The organism is Streptomyces iakyrus (assembly GCF_000717055.1).
GTDB lineage: Bacteria > Actinomycetota > Actinomycetes > Streptomycetales > Streptomycetaceae > Streptomyces > Streptomyces iakyrus.
Map to the genome: position 1 here is coordinate 1 of NZ_JNXI01000047.1, position 18,819 is coordinate 18,819.

Annotated in this window: 14 protein-coding genes; 8 read left to right on the forward strand and 6 right to left on the reverse strand. The window is 70.3% G+C overall.

Going from position 1 to position 18,819, the window contains the following annotated elements; genetic code table 11:
* Positions 1 to 139: 139 nt before the first annotated feature.
* On the reverse strand, positions 140 to 877 hold the full coding sequence (locus OO68_RS40705; RefSeq protein WP_033314539.1) for a TetR/AcrR family transcriptional regulator C-terminal domain-containing protein: 738 nt from the start codon (positions 875 to 877) through the stop codon (positions 140 to 142).
* Between the two features lie 149 nt (positions 878 to 1,026).
* Between OO68_RS40705 and OO68_RS40710 the strand changes: the two genes are divergently transcribed.
* Both OO68_RS40710 and OO68_RS40715 read left to right on the forward strand, forming a co-directional pair.
* Positions 1,027 to 2,526 carry an MFS transporter gene (locus OO68_RS40710; protein WP_033314540.1) on the forward strand — a complete coding sequence of 500 codons (1,500 nt, stop codon included), beginning with the start codon at positions 1,027 to 1,029 and terminating at the stop codon, positions 2,524 to 2,526.
* 175 nt (positions 2,527 to 2,701) lie between these two features.
* Complete coding sequence (locus tag OO68_RS40715; protein ID WP_033314541.1) at positions 2,702 to 3,679, forward strand: pirin family protein; 978 nt, start codon at positions 2,702 to 2,704, stop codon at positions 3,677 to 3,679.
* A gap of 105 nt (positions 3,680 to 3,784) precedes the next feature.
* Here the strand turns inward: OO68_RS40715 and OO68_RS40720 are convergent, their stop codons facing one another.
* From OO68_RS40720 to OO68_RS40730, 3 genes are read right to left on the reverse strand one after another with little or no spacing between them, the layout of a single operon-like run.
* Positions 3,785 to 5,839 carry an ATP-binding protein gene (locus OO68_RS40720; protein ID WP_033314542.1) on the reverse strand — a complete coding sequence of 685 codons (2,055 nt, stop codon included), beginning with the start codon at positions 5,837 to 5,839 and terminating at the stop codon, positions 3,785 to 3,787.
* A complete protein-coding gene (locus OO68_RS40725; protein WP_157852826.1) occupies positions 5,836 to 6,681 on the reverse strand; it encodes a hypothetical protein in 846 nt (281 codons plus the stop codon). Before OO68_RS40725 ends, OO68_RS40720 begins: the two co-directional genes overlap by 4 nt.
* A gap of 2 nt (positions 6,682 to 6,683) precedes the next feature.
* Complete coding sequence (locus tag OO68_RS40730) at positions 6,684 to 9,098, reverse strand: WD40 repeat domain-containing protein (RefSeq protein WP_033314544.1); 2,415 nt, start codon at positions 9,096 to 9,098, stop codon at positions 6,684 to 6,686.
* A 71-nt stretch (positions 9,099 to 9,169) separates the two neighbouring features.
* Between OO68_RS40730 and OO68_RS40735 the strand changes: the two genes are divergently transcribed.
* Positions 9,170 to 10,231: an AI-2E family transporter gene (locus tag OO68_RS40735; protein ID WP_051815015.1), complete on the forward strand. Its 1,062-nt coding sequence runs from the start codon at positions 9,170 to 9,172 to the stop codon at positions 10,229 to 10,231.
* A 42-nt stretch (positions 10,232 to 10,273) separates the two neighbouring features.
* Here the strand turns inward: OO68_RS40735 and OO68_RS40740 are convergent, their stop codons facing one another.
* Positions 10,274 to 12,412: an ATP-binding SpoIIE family protein phosphatase gene (locus tag OO68_RS40740; RefSeq protein ID WP_033314545.1), complete on the reverse strand. Its 2,139-nt coding sequence runs from the start codon at positions 12,410 to 12,412 to the stop codon at positions 10,274 to 10,276.
* A gap of 202 nt (positions 12,413 to 12,614) precedes the next feature.
* On the opposite strand from OO68_RS40740, the gene aspS reads away from it, so the two are divergent.
* The 3 genes from aspS to OO68_RS40755 all read left to right on the forward strand — a co-directional run bounded on the left by aspS (position 12,615) and on the right by OO68_RS40755 (position 16,972).
* On the forward strand, positions 12,615 to 14,378 hold the full coding sequence (aspS, locus tag OO68_RS40745; RefSeq protein WP_033314546.1) for an aspartate--tRNA ligase: 1,764 nt from the start codon (positions 12,615 to 12,617) through the stop codon (positions 14,376 to 14,378).
* Positions 14,379 to 14,495: 117 nt separating this feature from the next.
* The gene (locus tag OO68_RS40750; protein WP_033314547.1) at positions 14,496 to 15,449 is read left to right on the forward strand and encodes a dioxygenase family protein; all 954 of its coding nucleotides are present in this window, start codon (positions 14,496 to 14,498) and stop codon (positions 15,447 to 15,449) included.
* Between the two features lie 170 nt (positions 15,450 to 15,619).
* Complete coding sequence (locus OO68_RS40755; RefSeq protein WP_033314548.1) at positions 15,620 to 16,972, forward strand: MFS transporter; 1,353 nt, start codon at positions 15,620 to 15,622, stop codon at positions 16,970 to 16,972.
* Positions 16,973 to 17,038: 66 nt separating this feature from the next.
* On the opposite strand, the gene OO68_RS40760 is transcribed toward OO68_RS40755, so the two are convergent.
* A complete protein-coding gene (locus tag OO68_RS40760) occupies positions 17,039 to 17,929 on the reverse strand; it encodes a hypothetical protein (protein ID WP_033314549.1) in 891 nt (296 codons plus the stop codon).
* A gap of 114 nt (positions 17,930 to 18,043) precedes the next feature.
* Between OO68_RS40760 and OO68_RS40765 the strand changes: the two genes are divergently transcribed.
* Both OO68_RS40765 and OO68_RS40770 read left to right on the forward strand, forming a co-directional pair.
* Positions 18,044 to 18,463, forward strand: a complete 420-nt coding sequence (locus OO68_RS40765; RefSeq protein WP_209442682.1) for a hypothetical protein — start codon at positions 18,044 to 18,046, stop codon at positions 18,461 to 18,463.
* A gap of 36 nt (positions 18,464 to 18,499) precedes the next feature.
* Positions 18,500 to 18,772 carry a DUF6086 family protein gene (locus OO68_RS40770; protein ID WP_329503579.1) on the forward strand — a complete coding sequence of 91 codons (273 nt, stop codon included), beginning with the start codon at positions 18,500 to 18,502 and terminating at the stop codon, positions 18,770 to 18,772.
* Positions 18,773 to 18,819: the final 47 nt, after the last annotated feature.

Consider the following 18,819-nt stretch of genomic DNA (forward strand, 5'->3'; position numbering starts at 1 on the left):
CACCCGCTATGACAAGCGCGGCTACGTTTTCCTCGGCACCGCGACTGCCGCAGCCCTCGTCATCTGGCTCCGCGCATGATCGGCCGGACAAGTCCTAGGCGCCATGGCTGCGCAGACGGCGGCTGAGACCGGGCCGTAGTCACTTCGGCAGGCGCAGCGCCAGTCCGTCCAGCACGACCTCCAGGCCGTAGGCGAACTTGTCGTCGCGCAGTTGTGCGGGGTCGGCGGCCTGCGCGCTCGTCTCGGGCCCCGCGGCCGCCAGGTGGTCGTAGCCGGCCGAGGCCTGCTGGGCGGCGGGCAGCAGGCGCGCGACGAATTCGGACTCCGTCTCGCCCGAGCGGGCGACCGTGGTGAGCCACGCGGCCTCGGTCGTGCTCATGCCGATGACGTACGAGAAGACGGCGTCGATCGCCCGGCTCGGCTCGGGGAATCCCGCGGCCGTGAAGAGGGCCGCCAGCCGCTCCGAGAAGCTCATGTAGTTCGGCCCCAGGTAGGCGAGCCCGGCCTGGCCGAGGACCAGGGTCAGCCAGGGGTGCCGCAGTGCCGTCGTGCGGAAGGACCCGGCCGCCTCGGTCACCGCCGCGCGCCAGTCGGGGCCGCCGGCCGGCGGGACGTGGATCTCGGCGGCGACCTCGTCCACGGCCAGCTCCATCAGCTCGTCCTTCGTGGCGACGTGCCGGTACAGCGAGGTCGCGCCGGCGTTCAGCCGGGCACCGAGCTTGCGCATGCTGAGCGCCTCGATGCCCTCGGCGTCGAGCATGGCGATCGCCTCGCGCACGATCGCGTCCCTGCTGAGCGCGGGCTGGTCGGTCCGGCGCTGCTCACGGGTCCAGACGGACGGGATCGGGCTCTTGTCCGTCGTCCTGCTCCTGCTCATGGGCGCTCCTCCTGAATGACCCTCTGCGTGCGAACAGCGTGCGCAGTCAGCGTACAGACCTCAAGCCTTGCGTACAGCGTTCCTCTGTGCGTACAGTGTTCGCATCGAGGAACGGTGTTCGCAGAATGGTCGCAGGAGGGGAAGAGGAAATGGACGCTCGCAATCCACGGCGCTGGTGGATCCTGATCGTGCTGTGCCTCAGCACGCTGGTCCTGGTCGTCGACAACATGGCGCTGACGGTCGCGGTGCCCGCGCTGACCGAGGACCTCGGCGCGAGCGCCCAGGACATGCAGTGGATCCTCGACTCCTACACCCTGGTCTTCGCCGGTCTGCTGCTGACGTCGGGGAGCCTGGGTGACCGCTTCGGGCGCCGCAGGGTGATGCTGATCGGGCTGCTGCTGTTCGGGGCGGCCTCATTGGGGGCGGTGTTCTGCTCCACCCCGGGCGAGCTGATTGCGCTGCGGATCACGATGGGCGTCGGCGGGGCGCTGATCATGCCCTCGACGCTGTCGATCCTGATCACCGTCTTCGACGAGGACGAGCGGCCCAAGGCGATGGCCGCGTGGGGCTCGGTGTCAATGCTGGGGCTGGTCGGCAGCCCCGTCCTCGGCGGGGTTCTGATCGACCACTTCGCCTGGCAGGCCATCTTCCTGATCAACGTCCCGATCGTCGGGCTCGCGCTGCTGGCCGGTGTCCTGCTGATGCCGGAATCGAAGGCGCCGTGGCAGAAGCCGGACCCGCTGGGCGCGGTGCTGTCCGCGGTCGGCATGACGGCCCTGGTGTGGTGGATCATCGAAATTCCGCAGCACGGCGCCTTTGAAGGCCGCTCCCTGGTCGTCCTGGCCGTCGCGGCCGTCGCCCTGGCCGGCTTCGTGACCTGGCAGAACGTGACCCCCTCGCCGATGGTGCCGCTGGTCCTCTTCAAGCACCGCAACTTCAGCGGCGGCTCACTGTCCCTGGCGCTCGTCCAGATCGGCAACGCCGGCCTGCTACTGGTGCTCACCCAGTACCTCCAGTTCGTCCTCGGCTGGTCCGCGGTCGAGGCGGGCCTCGCCTTCCTGCCGCTGGCCGTGGCCGCGCTGGCCGGCAACGCGGCCGGGGCGCAGCTCGCCGTGCGGATCGGCAACCGGTTCGTCATCCTCGGCGGGATGCTGCTGATGGCCGTCTCCTTCGGGCTGCTGACCACGCTCGGCGTCGACAGCGGGTTCACGGTCCCGGCGGTGGCGCTGGGGATCCTGGGTCTGGGAGCGGGTCTGGCCATGCCGGCCGCGGTGGCCGCGCTGATGGGCACCATCCCGGAGGACAAGGCGGGCGTCGGCTCGGCCCTCAACGACACCATCCAGCAGTCCGGCACCGCCCTCGGCATCGCGATCCTCGGCTCCCTGCTCACCTCCGGCTACGCGGACGAGATGCCGGCCGGCGCCCCCGAGCAGGCCCGGGAGTCCATCGGCGGGGCCCTGGCCGTGGCCGGCGGTGACGCGGGGCTGGTGCGGGCGGCCCGGGATGCCTTCGCCGACTCGATGGCGACGACCTTCACGATCAGCGCGGTCGGTGTCCTGGCGGCGGCGGTCGTGGCCACGCTGGTGATGCGGGACCGCAAGCGTGAACCCGAGGGGGCCGGGAGCGAGGAGCGCGAGCTCGTCGCCTGAGGTGGAAGCATGAGGGCCGTCATCCCGCAGTGGGGTGACGGCCTTTTGTCATGCCGGTCTCCCGTGGTTCGCTGCGCCGTCCCCCGGGGCGGGAATGTCCTCCCGGTTTTCTCTGTTCGGGGTGGCAAGAAGTTCAACGCTCAACTAAACTGGGCGTACACGAGGAGGAACCGACATGCCTGCAGTGACCGTCGAGAACCCGTTGACGCTGCCCCGAGTGACCGCGCCTGCCGACGCCGTGGCACGTCCTGTGCTCGCCGTCACGACCGCTCCGAGCGGTTTCGAGGGTGAGGGCTTCCCGGTGCGCCGGGCGTTCGCGGGGATCAACTACCGTCATCTCGACCCGTTCATCATGATGGACCAGATGGGCGAGGTGGAGTACGCGCCGGGCGAGCCCAAGGGCACGCCGTGGCACCCGCACCGCGGCTTCGAGACCGTCACCTACATCATCGACGGCATCTTCGACCACCAGGACTCCAACGGCGGTGGCGGCACCATCACCAACGGGGACACCCAGTGGATGACCGCGGGCTCGGGCCTGCTGCACATCGAGGCCCCACCCGAGCACCTCGTCGTCTCCGGCGGGCTCTTCCACGGCCTCCAGCTGTGGGTGAACCTCCCGGCCAAGGACAAGATGATGGCCCCGCGCTACCAGGACATCCGCGGCGGCTCGGTCCAGCTGCTCACCACCCCCGACGGCGGCGCGCTGCTGCGGGTCATCGCCGGTGAGCTGGACGGGCACGCGGGCCCCGGCATCACACACACCCCGATCACGATGGTCCACGCGACCGTCGCGCCGGGTGCGGAGCTCACGCTGCCGTGGCGCGAGGACTTCAACGGGCTGGCCTACGTGCTGGCCGGCCGCGGCAGCGTCGGTCCCGACCGCCGCCCGGTCCACATGGGCCAGACGGCCGTCTTCGGCGCGGGCTCCTCGCTGACCGTCCGCGCGGACGAGAAGCAGGATGCCAACACCCCCGACCTGGAGGTCGTCCTGCTCGGCGGACAGCCGATCCGGGAGCCCATGGCCCACTACGGCCCGTTCGTCATGAACACCAAGGACGAGCTGATGCAGGCCTTCGAGGACTTCCAGAAGGGCCGCCTGGGCACGGTGCCGGCGGTGCACGGAATGACAGGGGCGGGCCCGGGGGCCTGATCCCGGGTGGGTCGGCGCTGGGACCGCCGATTGCTGTGGGGCTCTGAGCCGCGACCTCGCGTCGCGGCTCAGAGCCTGTTGCGTCCTCTGGGCTCGGCCGAGATGCTACGGGCCATCGCTCCGCTGTACGACGTGCTCGTCGGGTCCCGCCAGGAGATCCCGCCACTGCTCCCGCAGAGCCGTGCGCAGCGCGTCGTGGAACAGCCGGTAGACCGTGACGCCGTCTTCCTCGTCGGTGACCAGATAGCCCCCGAGGCGCGAGCCGAGGAGCCAGGCGATGTCCGCGTCGCCGTACCTACGGGCCGGATCGTCGGCCACCGCATCGGCCACCGCCGGCCAGATCCCGAGCCACGGTAGCCCGCGACCATACGCGAAGGCCGTCGCGCGCAGCAGGTGAACTGCGCGCAAGCGATCGTCCGGTGAGTCCGGGAAGGTGTTGTGCAGGTCGTCCCGGAATACCCCCACCACCCCGTCCTTGACGGACCGAAGCCAGGAGGGGTTGTCCGCCGCGGTGACGGTGTCGCGCCCGGCCAGCGACGTCGCGGAGATCCGCGCGGTCAGGAAGGACGGTCCGGCCTCTGCGGCCAACACGCGGGCAACCTCGCCCGCGGTCGAGGGCGTGCCCGTGTAGGGAGAGCCGGGCGTCCTCAGCAAGTGCTCGGCGTAGCCGGCCACGTCCTCCTCCCGCCACCACGGTGCCTCGTCGACGCGGATGCGCCGCCGGGCACTCAGCAGACGCTCGGTCCGGTCCGCCAAGGGCAGCAGTCCGGGCGGAGTGCGGGCGTCGTGGGGGCCACCTGGCGAACGGACCCCTATCACGAGCCGTACGCGCTGGTGTGACTGGTATGGATCGAGCCGGGCCAGTACACCGGTGAGCAGATCGGGCGGGTTGGCGGCCTCGTCGAGTGCGTCCACGACGATCGTCACCGGCCGGTCGTGTGCGGACAACCACGACTGCCAGGAGCTGATCCAGGCATCCAGTGGCATCAGACCGGTGCTGCTGCCTTCCGGTTCGGGTACCCCCAGGGCCCGGCAGACCTGGTCGATCACCTCGTGGCTGGTCTTCCCCGTGGCCAGCACGGCCGCATCGACGGCCCCGGAGGGCGGCACGAGGTCTGCGGGGATGCGATCCACCTCGGCGGGGTACCGCTCCCGGAAGGCCGGGTCACTCAAGGTGACGAGTCTCGCCAGCACAGCAGACTTTCCGCTGCCCGCGCGTCCGGTGACGAGTACGGTGCCCATCTCGCCGGTGGCCGTCGCGTGGATCAGCTCGCGCATCAACTCCTCACGCCCCGTGAACAGCCAGCCCGGCTCCTCCGGCCCCGCGACGCCACGCGACCGTGGCCCCCAGTGGGTACGCAGATCGTGCTCGGGCAGCGCCAGGTCGCTGCGCTGTGCGGTGACGGATGCCGTGGGGCTCTGCCGGTAATGGGGATTCGGCAGGCAGGGATGCGGGCCCGAACGCCGGCTCCCCGGCAGGGGCATCAACTGCTGGTCGGCGCCCAGCTTTGCCTGGACCGCGTCGAGGAAAACGGTCACGTCCAGATGGGGCTGCAGGCCGTACTTGGCGCCGAGCGGTGAGGCGAGTTCCTCGAGGAACTCGGCGATGGCCGTGGTCAGCGCGCCGGTGACCGCCTCTTGCTCCTTGGTCGCGCTGGGCAACACCAGCCATGTCCCGGGGAACTGCCGGTCGAAAGCCACCGTCTCGGCGGCGGTCTGACCGGCGTAGCACAGGTCGAGGACGAGGAAGAGATGCTCGATGTCGGTCTCGGAGAGCCACGCGATCAGGTCCGCGGTGCGCAGCGCGGTGGAGCGCAGGCGTCCCGATTCCGTGGAGCGCAGTACGGTCCAGTGGGCGCCGTCGGAGGTGACGCCGTGCCCGGTGACGAAGACGACGGCCGCGTCACCGGCTCGCCAACGGTCCGCGGGCGGAGGGTTGCGCAGCGCCGCCCGGATGGCGTCCTCGGACGGGTCGTCGGCCAGTTGCGGGTACGTCTCGGTGAAGCGCCGGGCTTCCGGCACCGCCGAGCAGAGCCAGTTCCGCAGCGTCCGCACCTCTGGCCCGACGTCCAGTGGCGGGTAACCCGGATCGTCGTACGAAGACGTGGCGATCGCGACGAAGTGCCTTCGCAGGATGGCCGTGTCCACGGCGTCCGTCATGGGCCGACGGTCTCCAGGGACTCGATGAGTACCTGTCCCGCTTCCCGCTTGCTCAGGTAACGGGCCGCCGAGTGCGCGTCTCCTCCGTTGTCCACCGGAGGGAGGTCACGGACGCCCGGCCAGAACGCCGAGAGGTCTCCGGCACAAGTAACGGGGTCGCGGGGATCGCGCAGGTTCGCCCACACGGCCGCGTTCCGGGGCTGGTGGTGCGGGTCGGGCATCAAATGGCGCACCATGCGCAGCCCGAGGGGTGAGCCGAGCGTGAGGAAGGCGCCCAGCTCGGTTTCCGGGTTCTGCCGCAGGTACTCGAAGCCGACGACCGAACCGAGCGAGTGCCCGATCAGGGCGCGGACCTCGCCGCGGCCCATGATCTCCCGCACCCGGGCATCCACCGCCGCCTTCAGCTCCGCATCCTGGAGGTAGCGCCGCACCTGCCGCAGGTTGCCGACGTAGAGGCCGCCCGCGTGCTGACCGTAACGCCGGTCCAGTGCGCGCAGAGCGATCTGCAGCGGCCGGGGGGCCCGCGTGTACGCCTTCACCGGTGCCCTCTCGGCGGCTTCGAGCTCCGCTTCGCTCACCGCCTCCAGAACAGCCGGAATGAGGACCGCCAGCTCCTCTTCGGCGAGGTCTGGATCGAGCGCGGCAGCGCCTTTCCGGCCGGACACCGGCGTGAACGAGGCGAACACGTCGCCGTAGTAGGCGAGCCGAAGATCCGGCTCGCTCTCGAGGAGGTGCCCCCTCGCGCGCTCCAGACCGTCCAGCAGGGCGGGACCCCACTGAGCCTGGAGCTGATGCCGGCCGAGCTGTTGCTGCCCGACACCGTGGATACCTGCCAAGGTCACGCTCATACCCTGCTGCCCTCTCCCCGTCGCCCGTCTCCCGCGGCTCGTTCGAGATGAACCACGGCCAGTCCGTCTCCGGCCACAGCGGCCACCGCCCGCCCGTCCAGCCGGGCGGTCGCCACCGCGCACACGCGTCCGGGAAGCCGCAGCGGTGGCCCGATGGGCTGGAACGACGACAGATCCCACAAGCGCACGGTGGCCCCGCCACCCGTCACGGCGACGCCGCGGCCGTCCGAAAGGGAGGCGGTGGCGATCGCCTCGACCGGGTGCCGGTGAGCGTGGCACGTGCCGAGGAGCCGCCGTTCGGCCAGGTCCCACAGGCGAAGGGTGCCGTTCGCCTCGCCGGTGATCGCGACGGTGGGACCGTGTGGAAGGGAGGCGGTGGCGATGGCCCTGGCCCCGCCGGCGCACCCATGGAGCGATCCGAGAAGTCGTCGTGAGGACAAGTCCCAGACGCGCAGGGCGGGTGCCCGGCTCTCGAACTTGCTCGTGGCGGCGATCAGCACCGTGCGGCCGTCGGGGAGCGTCCCTGTGGCGGTGGCGTCCACCGACTCGTCCGGTGAGGTGAGCGGTTCGCCCACGGTCGCGCCCGTCAGCAGATCGCGCACTCGGAGCATGCCGGGTGCACCGTGCTTGCCGTGCACGAAATGACCGGTGATCGCGACAGCGCGTCCGTCTGGCAGGCCCGCGGTGGCCAGCACGCTGCTGGCGCCGTGGCTCAGCACCCTGCCCTCCGCCCCGGCCGCCGCGAGGTCCCACACGATCACCGTTCTCTCGTTGTCCCGCCCTCCGGCGAGGACGAAGGTACGGCCGTCGGCGAGTTCGGCCGTCGCCAGCGCGAGCACGCGGTCGAGGTGCAGCAGGGGCTCGCCGACCGGGGCTCCGGACGCCAGGTCCGTCACAGAGGCGGTACGCATGTCACGTCCGCCGGCGACGATCACGTCCCTGCCGTCGGGAAGCCGGGCCGACACAACGGAAGACAGGGGGTACGGGCCGGACACACTTGCCGGGCCGCTGTGCGGCCTCGTCTCCAGGTCCCAGCAGCGGACGGTGCCGTCGTCGCCGCCCGAGACGACGATCGGGCGGCCGTCGGGCCTCGTCGCCGTCGTCACCGACTGAACGATGTCCGTGTGACCGTTCAGCGGCGGCCCGACCGGGCTCGCGTCGGACGGGTCCCAAACGCGCAGGGAGTAGTCCCGAACCGCCTCGACGACCACTGATCGTCCGTCGGGCAGCGTGGCCGTCGTCAAGGCCTGTGCCCAGACAGCCGTACGGGTGCAGTCGCCTGTGGTCAGGTCCCACACGCGTCTGTCCCGCCCACCCGCACCGGCCACCACGACGGTCGTGCCCGTGGGGAGCCGGGCCGCGGTCATCGCCGTCACCGGGCTGCTGTGCCGGAGCGGCGCCGCGGCGGGCTCGCCGGTGACGAGGTCCCAGACACGAATCGTGTTGTCACCCCCGATGCCGCCCGTGGTCAGCAGTCCCGCCCGGCCGTCCGGCAACTCCGCGACACAGAGGGCCGAAACCGAACGGTCATGTGCGTCCATCGACCGGAACGGCCGTGCCTCGAACCTCCCTGCTGTGATGTCCCAGAAGTTCGCCCGGCCCAGGACGTCTCCGGTGATCGCCACGACCCGTCGGTCCGGCAGGACCGTGGTGACAAGCGCTCTGACGGTGCCGCCGACCGGTTCTCCGGACGGCCCTCCCCCCGCCGGGTCCCACATCCGCAGCCCGCCCGACACACCGGCGACCACCATGGCGCGTCCGTCGGGCAGTACCGCTGCCGCCGCCGGGCCCGCGTAGCTGAGGCCGGTCATCACGGGTTCGCCGATCGGGTTACCGGTGTCGAGGTCCCAGACGCTCACTGTTCCGTCGTGGCCGCTGACCACCACGGCAAGACGGCCGTCGGACAGGGCCGCCGTGGCGACGGCGTTCACGGACGCTGGAAGACGGGTGAGGATCTCTCCATTGCCCAAGGGCCACTGCGCCCACCGCGGGTTCCAGTGCTCGGCCAGCTCGGTTCGCGGTAGTGGTTCACCGGCGCAGGCCGCCCAGAACGCCAAGGCGCTCGCATTCGCCTCCGGCGCATCCCATTCCCAGCCGTGGGCCGCTTGCCGCCACAGCCGCAGCAGCCCGGACGTCTCCGCGTGCGTGGGGGTCGGGTTGAGCGATCGCAGCCGTTCGGCGTCGATGTACGGCAGGAAGTCCGGTGTGATCAGCCGTGGATCCAGGTCACCCGCCGCGGCGGCGTGCTCCACCGCATGGCGGCGTATGTAGGCGGGTGGGGGGACTGACTTGCCGGCCACCCGGCGGGTCCGGGCAAGCTGGGACAGCGCGTCGGCGATTCTGCCCTCGACCGCGCGGCTCTCTTCCTCGTCGGCTCCCCCCATGACCATGACCCGCACTTCGTAGCACATGAGGTGATGAGGCGTCATCCAAGTGGCCGCCCGCGCACGACAGCAACAGCCGGCGGTGGTCGGCTGGACTCGTGGCCGTCTCCACCCCCCTGCTTCCCGCAGCCGTCCAGCGCCTCGCCGCGTGGTGCGGCGTTCTGCTGCTCGTCTCCGGGGTCGTCTACGTCGGGATCCGGCTGTGCGACGAGTTCCGGACCGCTGTCGTGCCGGTGCTGCTCGCGCTGCTCGGAACCGCGCTGCTCGGGCCGCTGCACCGGCGGCTCGTGAAGGCCGGGGTGCACCGGTCGGTCTCGGCCGGGCTCACCTGTGTCGCCGTCGTCGCCGTGGTCGGCGGGGCCGTGTACATCGTGGTCGCCGCGCTCATCGACACCGGCGACGAGATCGTGGCCTCGCTCAAGGAGGCCGCCCGGGGCGTCTCCGAGCACTTCGGGGCGGCCGGCACCTCGCTGGACGACCTCGCGTCCAACGCCCGGGAACTGCTGGGCAAGTTCGGCGGCACGGCAGCCTCCGGCGTGATCAGCGGCGTCAGCGTGGTCGGCGAGTCCATCGCCATGGCCGTCCTCGCGCTGCTGCTCGTCTTCTTCTTCCTGCGCGACTCCGACAAGGCCGCCGGGACGCTGCGCTCCCTGTCGCCCCGCGGTTCGGCCGACACCCTGGAGGCCATGGCGCGGCGGGCGCTGCGGGCCGTCGAGGGGTTCATGCGCGGCACGACCCTCATCGCCCTCATCGACGCGCTGCTCATCACCGTGGGCCTGCTCGTCCTCGACGTGCCCGGCGCGGCCGGACTGGGCGCGCTGGTCTTCGTCGGTGCGTACATCCCCTACCTCGGCGCCTTCATCTCGGGCGCCCTGGCCGTGCTGGTCGCGCTGGCCGACCGGGGGTTCGTCATCGCGCTGTGGGCGCTCGGCGTGGTCCTCGCGGTGCAGGTGCTGGAAGGGCACGTGCTCCAGCCGATGGTCCAGAGCCGGACCGTGCAGATGCATCCGGCGGTGGTGATGGTGACGATCACGGCCGGGGCGTCCGTCGCCGGCGTCCTCGGCATGCTGCTCGCCGTGCCGCTGACCGCGGCGGCCTTCGGGGTCGTGGAGGAGCTGCGCGTCCGGTACGGCGACCGGGAGCCGTCGGCGGAGGCGTGACGGCGGTGGGCCCTGGCCTTGCCGTTGCCGGAGTCGTGGCCGTTACGGCGACCAGGACCGGCCGCCCGAGCCGTTCACGGACTCGTAGAGCTCGAACCAGATGCTCTTGCCCTCGCCGCGCGGCTCCACCCCCCAGGCGTGCGCGAGCAGTTCGATCAGCACCAGGCCGCGGCCGGAGGACGCCAGCTCCCCGGGTCTGCGCTTGTGCGGCAGGTCGTCGCCGCCGTCCGTGACCTCGATCCGCAGCCGCCGTCCGCCCACCTCGCCCGTCATCTCGGCGACCAGCAGCGCGTCGGAGTCGGTGTGCACGAGGACGTTCGTCAGCATCTCGGAGAGCAGCAGTACCGCCGAGTCGACCTGGTCGGGCGAGGCCCAGTCGTGCAGCAGCTCGCGCAGCTGCTGCCGGGCGACCGCGACCCGCTCGGGCTCGGCCTGCGCGACGGTCAGCACCGAGCGCCGCGCCGGCGGCCGTACGGTCATCGCGTCGCCGCAGCCGCAGCCCCCGCCCTCCCGGCTCAGCAGCAGCATCGCGATGTCGTCCTCGCGGCGGTCCGCCAGGGGGCCGGTGGTGTGGTGCGAGGACGGCCCGTGCACGGCCTGCACCAGGGTGTCGGCGAGTTCCTCCAGGTCGCCCTTGTGGTCCTCCAGGATCACCCGCAGCCGCCGCCAGCCGCTGTCCAGGTCGTGACCGCCGGTCTCCAGCAGGCCGTCCGTGCAGATCAGCATGGTCTCGCCGGGTTCCAGCGTGAGCCGGGTCGTGGGGTAGTCGGCGTCCGGGTCGATGCCCAGGGGCAGACCGCCCGACGTCGGCCGCGTCAGCACCGTGCCGTCGGCCAGCCGGATGGCCGGGTCCGGATGCCCGGCACGGGCGATGTCCAGCACCCCCGTCGCCGGGTCGACCTCGACGTAGACGCAGGTCGCGAAGCGCGGGTCGGCCGGGTCCTCGTCGCTGATGCCGTGCAGGAAGCGGGAGGCACGGGCGAGGACGGCGTCGGGGCGGTGGCCCTCGGAGGCGTAGGCGCGCAGGGCGATGCGGAGCTGGCCCATCAGACCCGCCGCCCGTACGTCATGGCCCTGGACGTCACCGATGACCAGCGCGAACCGCCCGCTGGGCAGCGGGATCACGTCGTACCAGTCGCCGCCGACCTGGAGCCCGCCGCCGGTGGGGACGTAACGGGCGGCGACGCTCATGCCCGGGATGCGCTGCGGACCGAGCCGCGGCAGCATCGTGCGCTGGAGCCCGTCGGTCAGGGCCCGCTCGCTCTCGGCCAGACCCGCCCGGGTCAGGGCCTGCGCCAGCATCCGGGCCACCGTCGCCAGCACGGACCGCTCGTCCGGGGTGAACGCGACCGGGTAGGTGAACGCCGCCATCCACGCCCCCATCGTCCGCCCGGCCACGGTCAGCGGCAGGAACGCCCAGGAGCGGCGGCCGAAGCGCTCGGCGAGCGGCCAGGTCAGCGGGTAGCGGGCCTTGTAGTGCTCGGCGGAGGACAGGTACACGGCCCGGCCGGTCCGCACCACCTCGGCGGCCGGGTAGTCCGTGTCCAGCGGCATGTCCGAGAAGGGGCTCTCGGTACCCCGCTGCTGCCCGTGGTGGCCGATGATCGTCAGTCGGTCGCCCGAGACGCCGAACACCGCGAGACCGTCCGGCGAGAAGCCGGGCATCGACAGGTTCGCCGTGACCCGCAGGACCTCCTGGGTGGAGCGCGCCTCGGCCAGTGCCCGGCCCGCGTCCAGCAGGAACGCCTCCCGCGAGCGCCGCCAGTCCCCGGTGACCGCGCTGCGCCCGGCCGGGGTGCCCGGCGTCGGCTCGGTGACCTCCTGGAGGGTGCCGATCAGCCGGTACGCCTTGCGGGCCCGGTCGAAGGACGGCTTGGAGCGGCTGCGGACGACCCGGACGACCCGGCCCTGTTCGTCCATGATCCGGATCCGGACCTCGGCGAGAGTGCCCTCGGCGACGGCCAGCTGGATCACGCCGGTGATCTCGTTCCAGTCGACCGGGTGCAGCCGGGCCCGGGCCTGGGCCTCCGTGAGGCTGACCTGCTCGGCGGGCAGCCCGAGCAACCGGGCTGCCTCGGCATCGACCGTGACCAGTCCGGTGGCGGTGTCCCAGTGCCACAGGCCGGTCGCGAGGGCGGCGAGAGCCTCCCCCACGGCGGGCAGAGGCTCGCCAGTGCGCATTGCCCTACTTTAAGAAGACGCGCTCGAACGCTGCCACCGATAGCGGACACGTGCCCGAACGACGGCGCGAGCGTAGCTCGATCGACGGCTGCCGCGTACTCGATCGATAACTGAGGAGAGCCGATCTTCGCGTGCCCGGTACGCTGGGGAGGCGTTTCACGTGAAACACAGACCCCGATCAGCGAAGACTGGATGAACGACGATGCATCGGTACAGGTCCCACACCTGCGGCGAGCTCCGCTCCTCTGACGTCGGCAGCGACGTCCGGCTGAGTGGCTGGCTGCACAATCGGCGCGACCTGGGCGGCATCCTCTTCATCGATCTGCGCGACCACTACGGCATCACGCAGCTCGTGGCCCGTCCCGGCACCCCCGCCTACGAGGCCCTCGACAAGCTGTCCAAGGAATCGACCGTCCGCGTCGACGGCAAGGTCGTCTCCCGCGGCGCCGAGAACATCAACCCCGAGCTGCCGACCGGTGAGATCGAGGTCGAGGTCGGCGAGGTCGAGCTGCTCGGCGCGGCCGCCCCGCTGCCGTTCACGATCAACACCGAGGACGGGGTCAACGAGGAGCGGCGCCTGGAGTACCGCTTCCTCGACCTGCGCCGCGAGCGCATGCACAAGAACATCATGCTGCGGTCGTCGGTGATCGCCTCGATCCGCTCGAAGATGGTCGCCCTCGGCTTCAACGAGATGGCGACGCCGATTCTGTCCGCGACCTCCCCCGAGGGCGCCCGCGACTTCGTCGTCCCCTCCCGCCTGAACCCGGGCAAGTTCTACGCTCTGCCCCAGGCGCCCCAGCAGTTCAAGCAGCTGCTGATGATCTCCGGCTTCGACCGCTACTTCCAGATCGCGCCCTGCTTCCGCGACGAGGACGCGCGCGCCGACCGCTCGCCGGGCGAGTTCTACCAGCTCGACATCGAGATGAGCTTCGTCGAGCAGGAGGACGTCTTCCAGCCCGTCGAGAAGCTCATGACCGAGCTGTTCGAGGAGTTCGGCGGCGGCCGCCACGTCACCTCGCCGTTCCCGCGGATCCCGTTCCGCGAGGCGATGCTGAAGTACGGCTCCGACAAGCCCGACCTGCGCGCCCAGCTCGAACTCGTCGACATCACCGACATCTTCGAGGGCTCGGAGTTCAAGGCGTTCGCGGGCAAGCACGTCCGCGCCCTGCCGGTGCCGGACGTCTCGGGCCAGCCCCGCAAGTTCTTCGACCAGCTCGGCGACTACGCCGTCTCGCAGGGCGCCAAGGGCCTGGCCTGGGTGCGCGTCGGCGAGGACGGCTCGCTGTCCGGCCCGATCGCGAAGTTCCTCACCGAGGAGAACGTCGCCGAGCTGACCAAGCGCCTGTCGCTCGCGGCCGGCCACGCGGTCTTCTTCGGCGCGGGCGAGTTCGACGAGGTCTCGAAGATCATGGGCGCGGTGCGGGTCGAGGCCGCCAAGCGTGCCGGGCACTTCGAGGAGGGCGTCTTCCGGTTCTGCTGGATCGTCGACTTCCCGATGTACGAGAAGGACGAGGAGACCGGCGCGATCGACTTCTCGCACAACCCGTTCTCCATGCCGCAGGGCGGTCTTGAGGCCCTGGAGACGCAGGACCCGCTGGACATCCTCGGCTGGCAGTACGACATCGTCTGCAACGGCGTCGAGCTGTCCTCCGGCGCGATCCGGAACCACGAGCCGGAGATCATGCTCAAGGCGTTCGAGATCGCCGGGTACGACCGCGAGACCGTCGAGGAGAAGTTCGCCGGCATGCTGCGCGCGTTCCGCTTCGGCGCCCCGCCGCACGGCGGCATCGCCCCGGGCGTCGACCGCATCGTCATGCTGCTCGCCGACGAGCCCAACATCCGCGAGACCATCGCCTTCCCGCTCAACGGCAACGCCCAGGACCTGATGATGGGCGCGCCGACGGAGCTGGAGGAGGCGCGGCTGAAGGAACTGCACCTGTCGGTGCGCAAGCCGCAGCCCAAGTAGGCGATCTGTCGAGAGTGGCCCGGAACCGTCGCCGGTTCCGGGCCACTTTCGGGTCCAGGGCTCTTGCTCAGCTCTCACTCAGGCTCCTGACAGCCGCGCTCCCTAGCTTCCCTTCCCATGACGGGACACGAGAAGGCCCAAGGGCCGAAGCACAAACGGGATCTGACACGCCGTAAGGTCCTCGCCGCGGGCACCGGCGCGGTGCTGGCGGCGGGGGTCGGCGGTACGTTCGCGGCGGGCGCGTTCGCCGGGGAGGAGACGCCGGCCGCCGGGGCCCAGGCGTCCGGGACGTCCGGCGAGACCTGTTACAGGCTGACCTCCGAGACGACCGAAGGCCCCTACTACATCGACGCGGACAAGCTCCGCCGGGACGTCACGGAGGACCAGGACGGCATCCCGCTCACGCTGCGCCTGAAGGTGATCGACGCCGACACCTGCAAGCCTCTCGCCGACGCAGCCGTCGACATCTGGCACTGCAACGCGCTGGGCGTCTATTCCGGTTACGAGGCGATGGGCAGCGGTGGTGGCGGTGGTGGCGGGGGTGGTACGCCGCCCTCAGGGGCGCCGACCGGTTTCCCCACGGGGGCGCCGACCGGTTTCCCCACGGGTGCGCCGACCGGCTCTCCTCCGGCAGGCGGCGGAGGGCATGAGGAGCCCACCGACGACGAGCGGTACCTGCGCGGCACATGGCGTACGGACAAGAAGGGCGAGGTCGCCTTCCGTACGGTCTTCCCCGGCTGGTACCAGGGCCGCTGCGTGCACATTCACACCAAGGTGCATGTGAACGGAACCTGGACCGACGCGGGCTACGAGGGCGGTACCACCTGCCACACCGGGCAGCTCTTCTTCGACGAGGCGTCCGTGCTGGCCACGGCCGAGGTCGAGCCGTACTCCACCAACACCACGGCCCGCACCACCCTCGACGAGGACACCATCTACCCGGGCAACGGCACCGAGGGCGGGTTGCTGAAGCTGAAGTACAAGAAGGGCGCCATCGCTAAGGGCGTGGTCGCGACGCTCACCATGGGCGTCGATCCCGAGGCGACGCAGGACGGCACGGGCGCGGGCTGACGCGGACTTGTGAGGCGGACGTGTGCGGGAAGGTCCCGACCGTCCGCCTCCTGTTCACATGCATGGACTTCTGCTCAACCCGTTGACCCGGAACTTGAGCCTCCATAAGGTCCCTTCGAGAACGCGTACGTGATCGCTGTTCACGTATGTGCACTTCAAGGGAGACAACGATGTCAGAAGCCGAAGCCGCTACATCGGAGGCCGAGCAGCGTGCGGTGAGCAAGTTCCTGCGCCGCATGCTGCCGATCCTGGTCCTGATGCTGCTGGTCAACCAGATGGACCGGACGAACGTGGGCTTCGTCCAGGACGAACTGCGGGCCGACGTCGGAGTCAGCGCCACGGCCTACGGGCTCGGCGCCGGCCTGTTCTTCATCGGCTACGCGCTGTTCGAAGTCCCGAGCAACATGTGGCTGGAGCGGTTCGGCGCCCGGGTCTGGCTGACCCGCATCATGATCACCTGGGGTGCGGTGATCGTGGCGATGTGCTTCATCCACAACGTGTGGATGTTCTACGGGCTGCGGTTCCTGCTCGGTGTCGCGGAGGCCGGCTTCTTCCCCGGTGTGCTGCTGTACTTCACCCAGTGGCTGCCGGACTCCAGCCGGGGCCGGGCGAGTGCGATCTTCCTGGGCGGCTCGGCGACGGCGTACATAGTGACGGGCCCGATCACGGGCGCGCTGCTGGAGCTGCACGGCGCGGGGGGCATCGCCGGCTGGCGCTGGATGTTCGCCCTGGAGGGTGCCTTCTCGATCCTGGTCGGGTTCATCGCCGGGTTCTTCCTCGTCTCGCGTATCCAGGACGCGAAGTGGCTCACGCCGGAGGAGAAGGACGCGCTGAGCGAGGCGGTGGCGCGGGACAAGCAGGCGCGGGACCGGGCGCCGTCGGTGTCCCGCATGAAGCTGATCTTCCACCCCCAGGTGGCGGTCCTGACCGCGGTCTTCTTCGCGATGGCACTCACCGGCTACGCGATCACGTTCTGGCTGCCGAGCCTGGTGGAGGAGATCGGCGGACTGTCGCCGTTCCAGATCGGCCTGTTGTCGGCGATCCCCTGGATCTGCGCGGTGATCGCGATGTACACGGTGAGCCACTTCACGGACCGGGCCCCGGACCGCCGCCCCTACCTGGCGATCGCCCTGGTCCTGTCCGCCACCGGCACGTTCCTGGCCACGCTCGGCTCCCCCTGGTTCGGCCTGGCCGCCCTGACCCTGGCCGCGGTCGGCGGCAAGTGCGCGGCCACCCTGTTCTGGCCGATGGCCCAGTCGGGCCTCGACCTGAAGATCGCGGCCCCTGGTCTGGCCCTGGTCAACTCCCTGGGAAACCTGGGCGGGTTCGTCTCCCCCACGCTCTTCGGCTACCTGAAGGACACGACGGGCAGCACGAACGGGGGCCTGTACACGCTCTCGGCGGCGTCGGTCCTGGCCGTGCTGGGCGTGGCGTTCGTGCGGCACACCAACCGGGGTGAGCGGGCCGGGTCCGGCGGGGCGGTGACGGTGACGGGGGAGCCGGTCGCGGGGGAGGCGCGCTGACCTGAACCGACCCGACCTGGGCCCGCTCCTCTGTTGGGGCGGGCGCTGGCCTTCGGCTGGTGCCGGTCACTCTTCGACGAACAGGTCCTCGGCGGTGGTGGCGGTCAGGGAGCGGTCGAACCAGAGGGTGAGGGTGTCGAGGTCGGTGCAGGAGGTGATGCGATCGCGGAGGTCCCGGGGGAAGTCGATCCCACGCTTCTCCAGCACGCGCAGAATCAAAGCCACGCGGTCTTCCGCTTTACCTGCGGCTTTGCCGTCGAGGTATGTCTCCTCGAAAAGGGTTCCCCTGCCTGGGAAGTAAGTGCCGACCATCTTCTCCAGCTCTCTCCATGTCTCCCGGACCGGAGTGTTCTCCAGCCCGACCTCAAGCCATTCACACCAGTACTTCGCTGTTGCCTTGTCGAACGACCGCATGCCGCGGGCCACCATGCCCAGTATGGCGGGCGCGTTTTCGCTCTCGCTATGCACGATGGCCGAGAAGGTGGCCATCGCCGGTTCCCGGGCCACTACGGACTCGTCGGTGATCTCGGGGACGTTGTCCGGTCCCAGCACGAAAGGACGGGTGACCTGAGTCGTCCAGGTTCCGACGCGGCTCTCGAACGGGCCGGCTGCCCAGGACGCGGTCGGCCGGTTCCGGCAGACCGCGACGAGCAGGACCGGCAAGCGGAACTTCGCGTGCAGATACGCCACGTAGTAGGACCAGCTGGAGCCCTTGTCAGGGGCTCGAGCGGTCTGGGCCTCGATCGCGATCAGGAAGCCGTCCCCCTCGGACGGTTCGACCTTCAGCACCGTGTCGACGCGGCGCTCCAGCGGTTTGACCTCCGTGGCGTCGGGGGTGAGCGCCTCGATGATCGCTTTCGCGGGCGGCGGCAGCCCCAATGCCTTGAAGGCGGGAGTGAGAACCTCCGGATGGTCCTGGAAGATCCGGTGTGAGGTCTCATGGGTTGATGTGACCATGTGCGCAAGCTAGGTCCAGCGGAGACGGGCGCATGCGGGGAACGGGGTGCGTTCACTCTTTCGGGAGTGGCAAAAACGTTCCCGTCGCGGGGGCTGACCGAGAACGGGGGGCGTGTGGACGAGGGTGAGGATGAGCTTCTGGCCGGTGAGCTTGCTGCTCTGGCTGCCATCGCCGGGGGATGGGGTGGCTTGACGCGCTGCGTGGCCAGGCTCATGAGGAAGAACGTGCACGAGATCGAGTTGGTCGTCGCCCTGCCGTTCGAGGACACCGTGGAGCGCGTTGCCCGTGTGCTCGGACGAGCAGGGCGAAGGGTCTGCCTCGGGTCCGAACCCCGTGCTGGGCAAGCGATGATCCGTGTCGTAGCCGGTGGTGGCTTCGGCGGTATGAACCCTGTCGTGGTCACCGCACTGGTGACGACGGCAGGGGCGTCGGACTCGCAGGTCAGGCTTCGTGCCGCTGCCAAAGAGGGCTTGATCCGGCAGCGGGCGGGCGAGCGGACGGCTGCCCGCCTTGCGGCGTTGCTGGACACGTAGAAGCACGGCCTGTCGTGATCAACTGGAGGTGTCGCCATGAGTCAGTACTTCGACGTGGGCGAGGAGACGTTGTGGAACCCGTCCCATGGAGCTTCACGGTTGTTCCGGCGTCAGGTGGCGGTCTTCGAGTCGGAGTTGGGGTTTCGATCAGGCATCGGGCCGATGGTGAACGACGAGTGCCAGATCGACCCGGTCGCCTTCGAAACCTTCGTCAACGCTCTCCTGGCGCAGCACCGAAGGACGAGCCACGCCCTAGTTGTGCTGTCCCGGGACGTTGGTGACAGGCGACACGCCTTGAGTGGTCCTTGAACGAGGCGAGGGCCTCTGGGTTCGGTGTGGATTGCGAAGTCTGCACC

Bases quoted from the DNA above. Each gene is read 5' to 3' on its own strand.
- OO68_RS40705 (WP_033314539.1), bottom strand. From the start codon at position 877: ATGAGCAGGAGCAGGACGACGGACAAGAGCCCGATCCCGTCCGTCTGG.
- OO68_RS40710 (WP_033314540.1), top strand. From the start codon at position 1,027: ATGGACGCTCGCAATCCACGGCGCTGGTGGATCCTGATCGTGCTGTGC.
- OO68_RS40715 (WP_033314541.1), top strand. From the start codon at position 2,702: ATGCCTGCAGTGACCGTCGAGAACCCGTTGACGCTGCCCCGAGTGACC.
- OO68_RS40720 (WP_033314542.1), bottom strand. From the start codon at position 5,839: ATGACGGACGCCGTGGACACGGCCATCCTGCGAAGGCACTTCGTCGCG.
- OO68_RS40730 (WP_033314544.1), bottom strand. From the start codon at position 9,098: ATGTGCTACGAAGTGCGGGTCATGGTCATGGGGGGAGCCGACGAGGAA.
- OO68_RS40740 (WP_033314545.1), bottom strand. From the start codon at position 12,412: ATGCGCACTGGCGAGCCTCTGCCCGCCGTGGGGGAGGCTCTCGCCGCC.
- aspS (WP_033314546.1), top strand. From the start codon at position 12,615: ATGCATCGGTACAGGTCCCACACCTGCGGCGAGCTCCGCTCCTCTGAC.
- OO68_RS40750 (WP_033314547.1), top strand. From the start codon at position 14,496: ATGACGGGACACGAGAAGGCCCAAGGGCCGAAGCACAAACGGGATCTG.
- OO68_RS40755 (WP_033314548.1), top strand. From the start codon at position 15,620: ATGTCAGAAGCCGAAGCCGCTACATCGGAGGCCGAGCAGCGTGCGGTG.
- OO68_RS40760 (WP_033314549.1), bottom strand. From the start codon at position 17,929: ATGGTCACATCAACCCATGAGACCTCACACCGGATCTTCCAGGACCAT.
- OO68_RS40770 (WP_329503579.1), top strand. From the start codon at position 18,500: ATGAGTCAGTACTTCGACGTGGGCGAGGAGACGTTGTGGAACCCGTCC.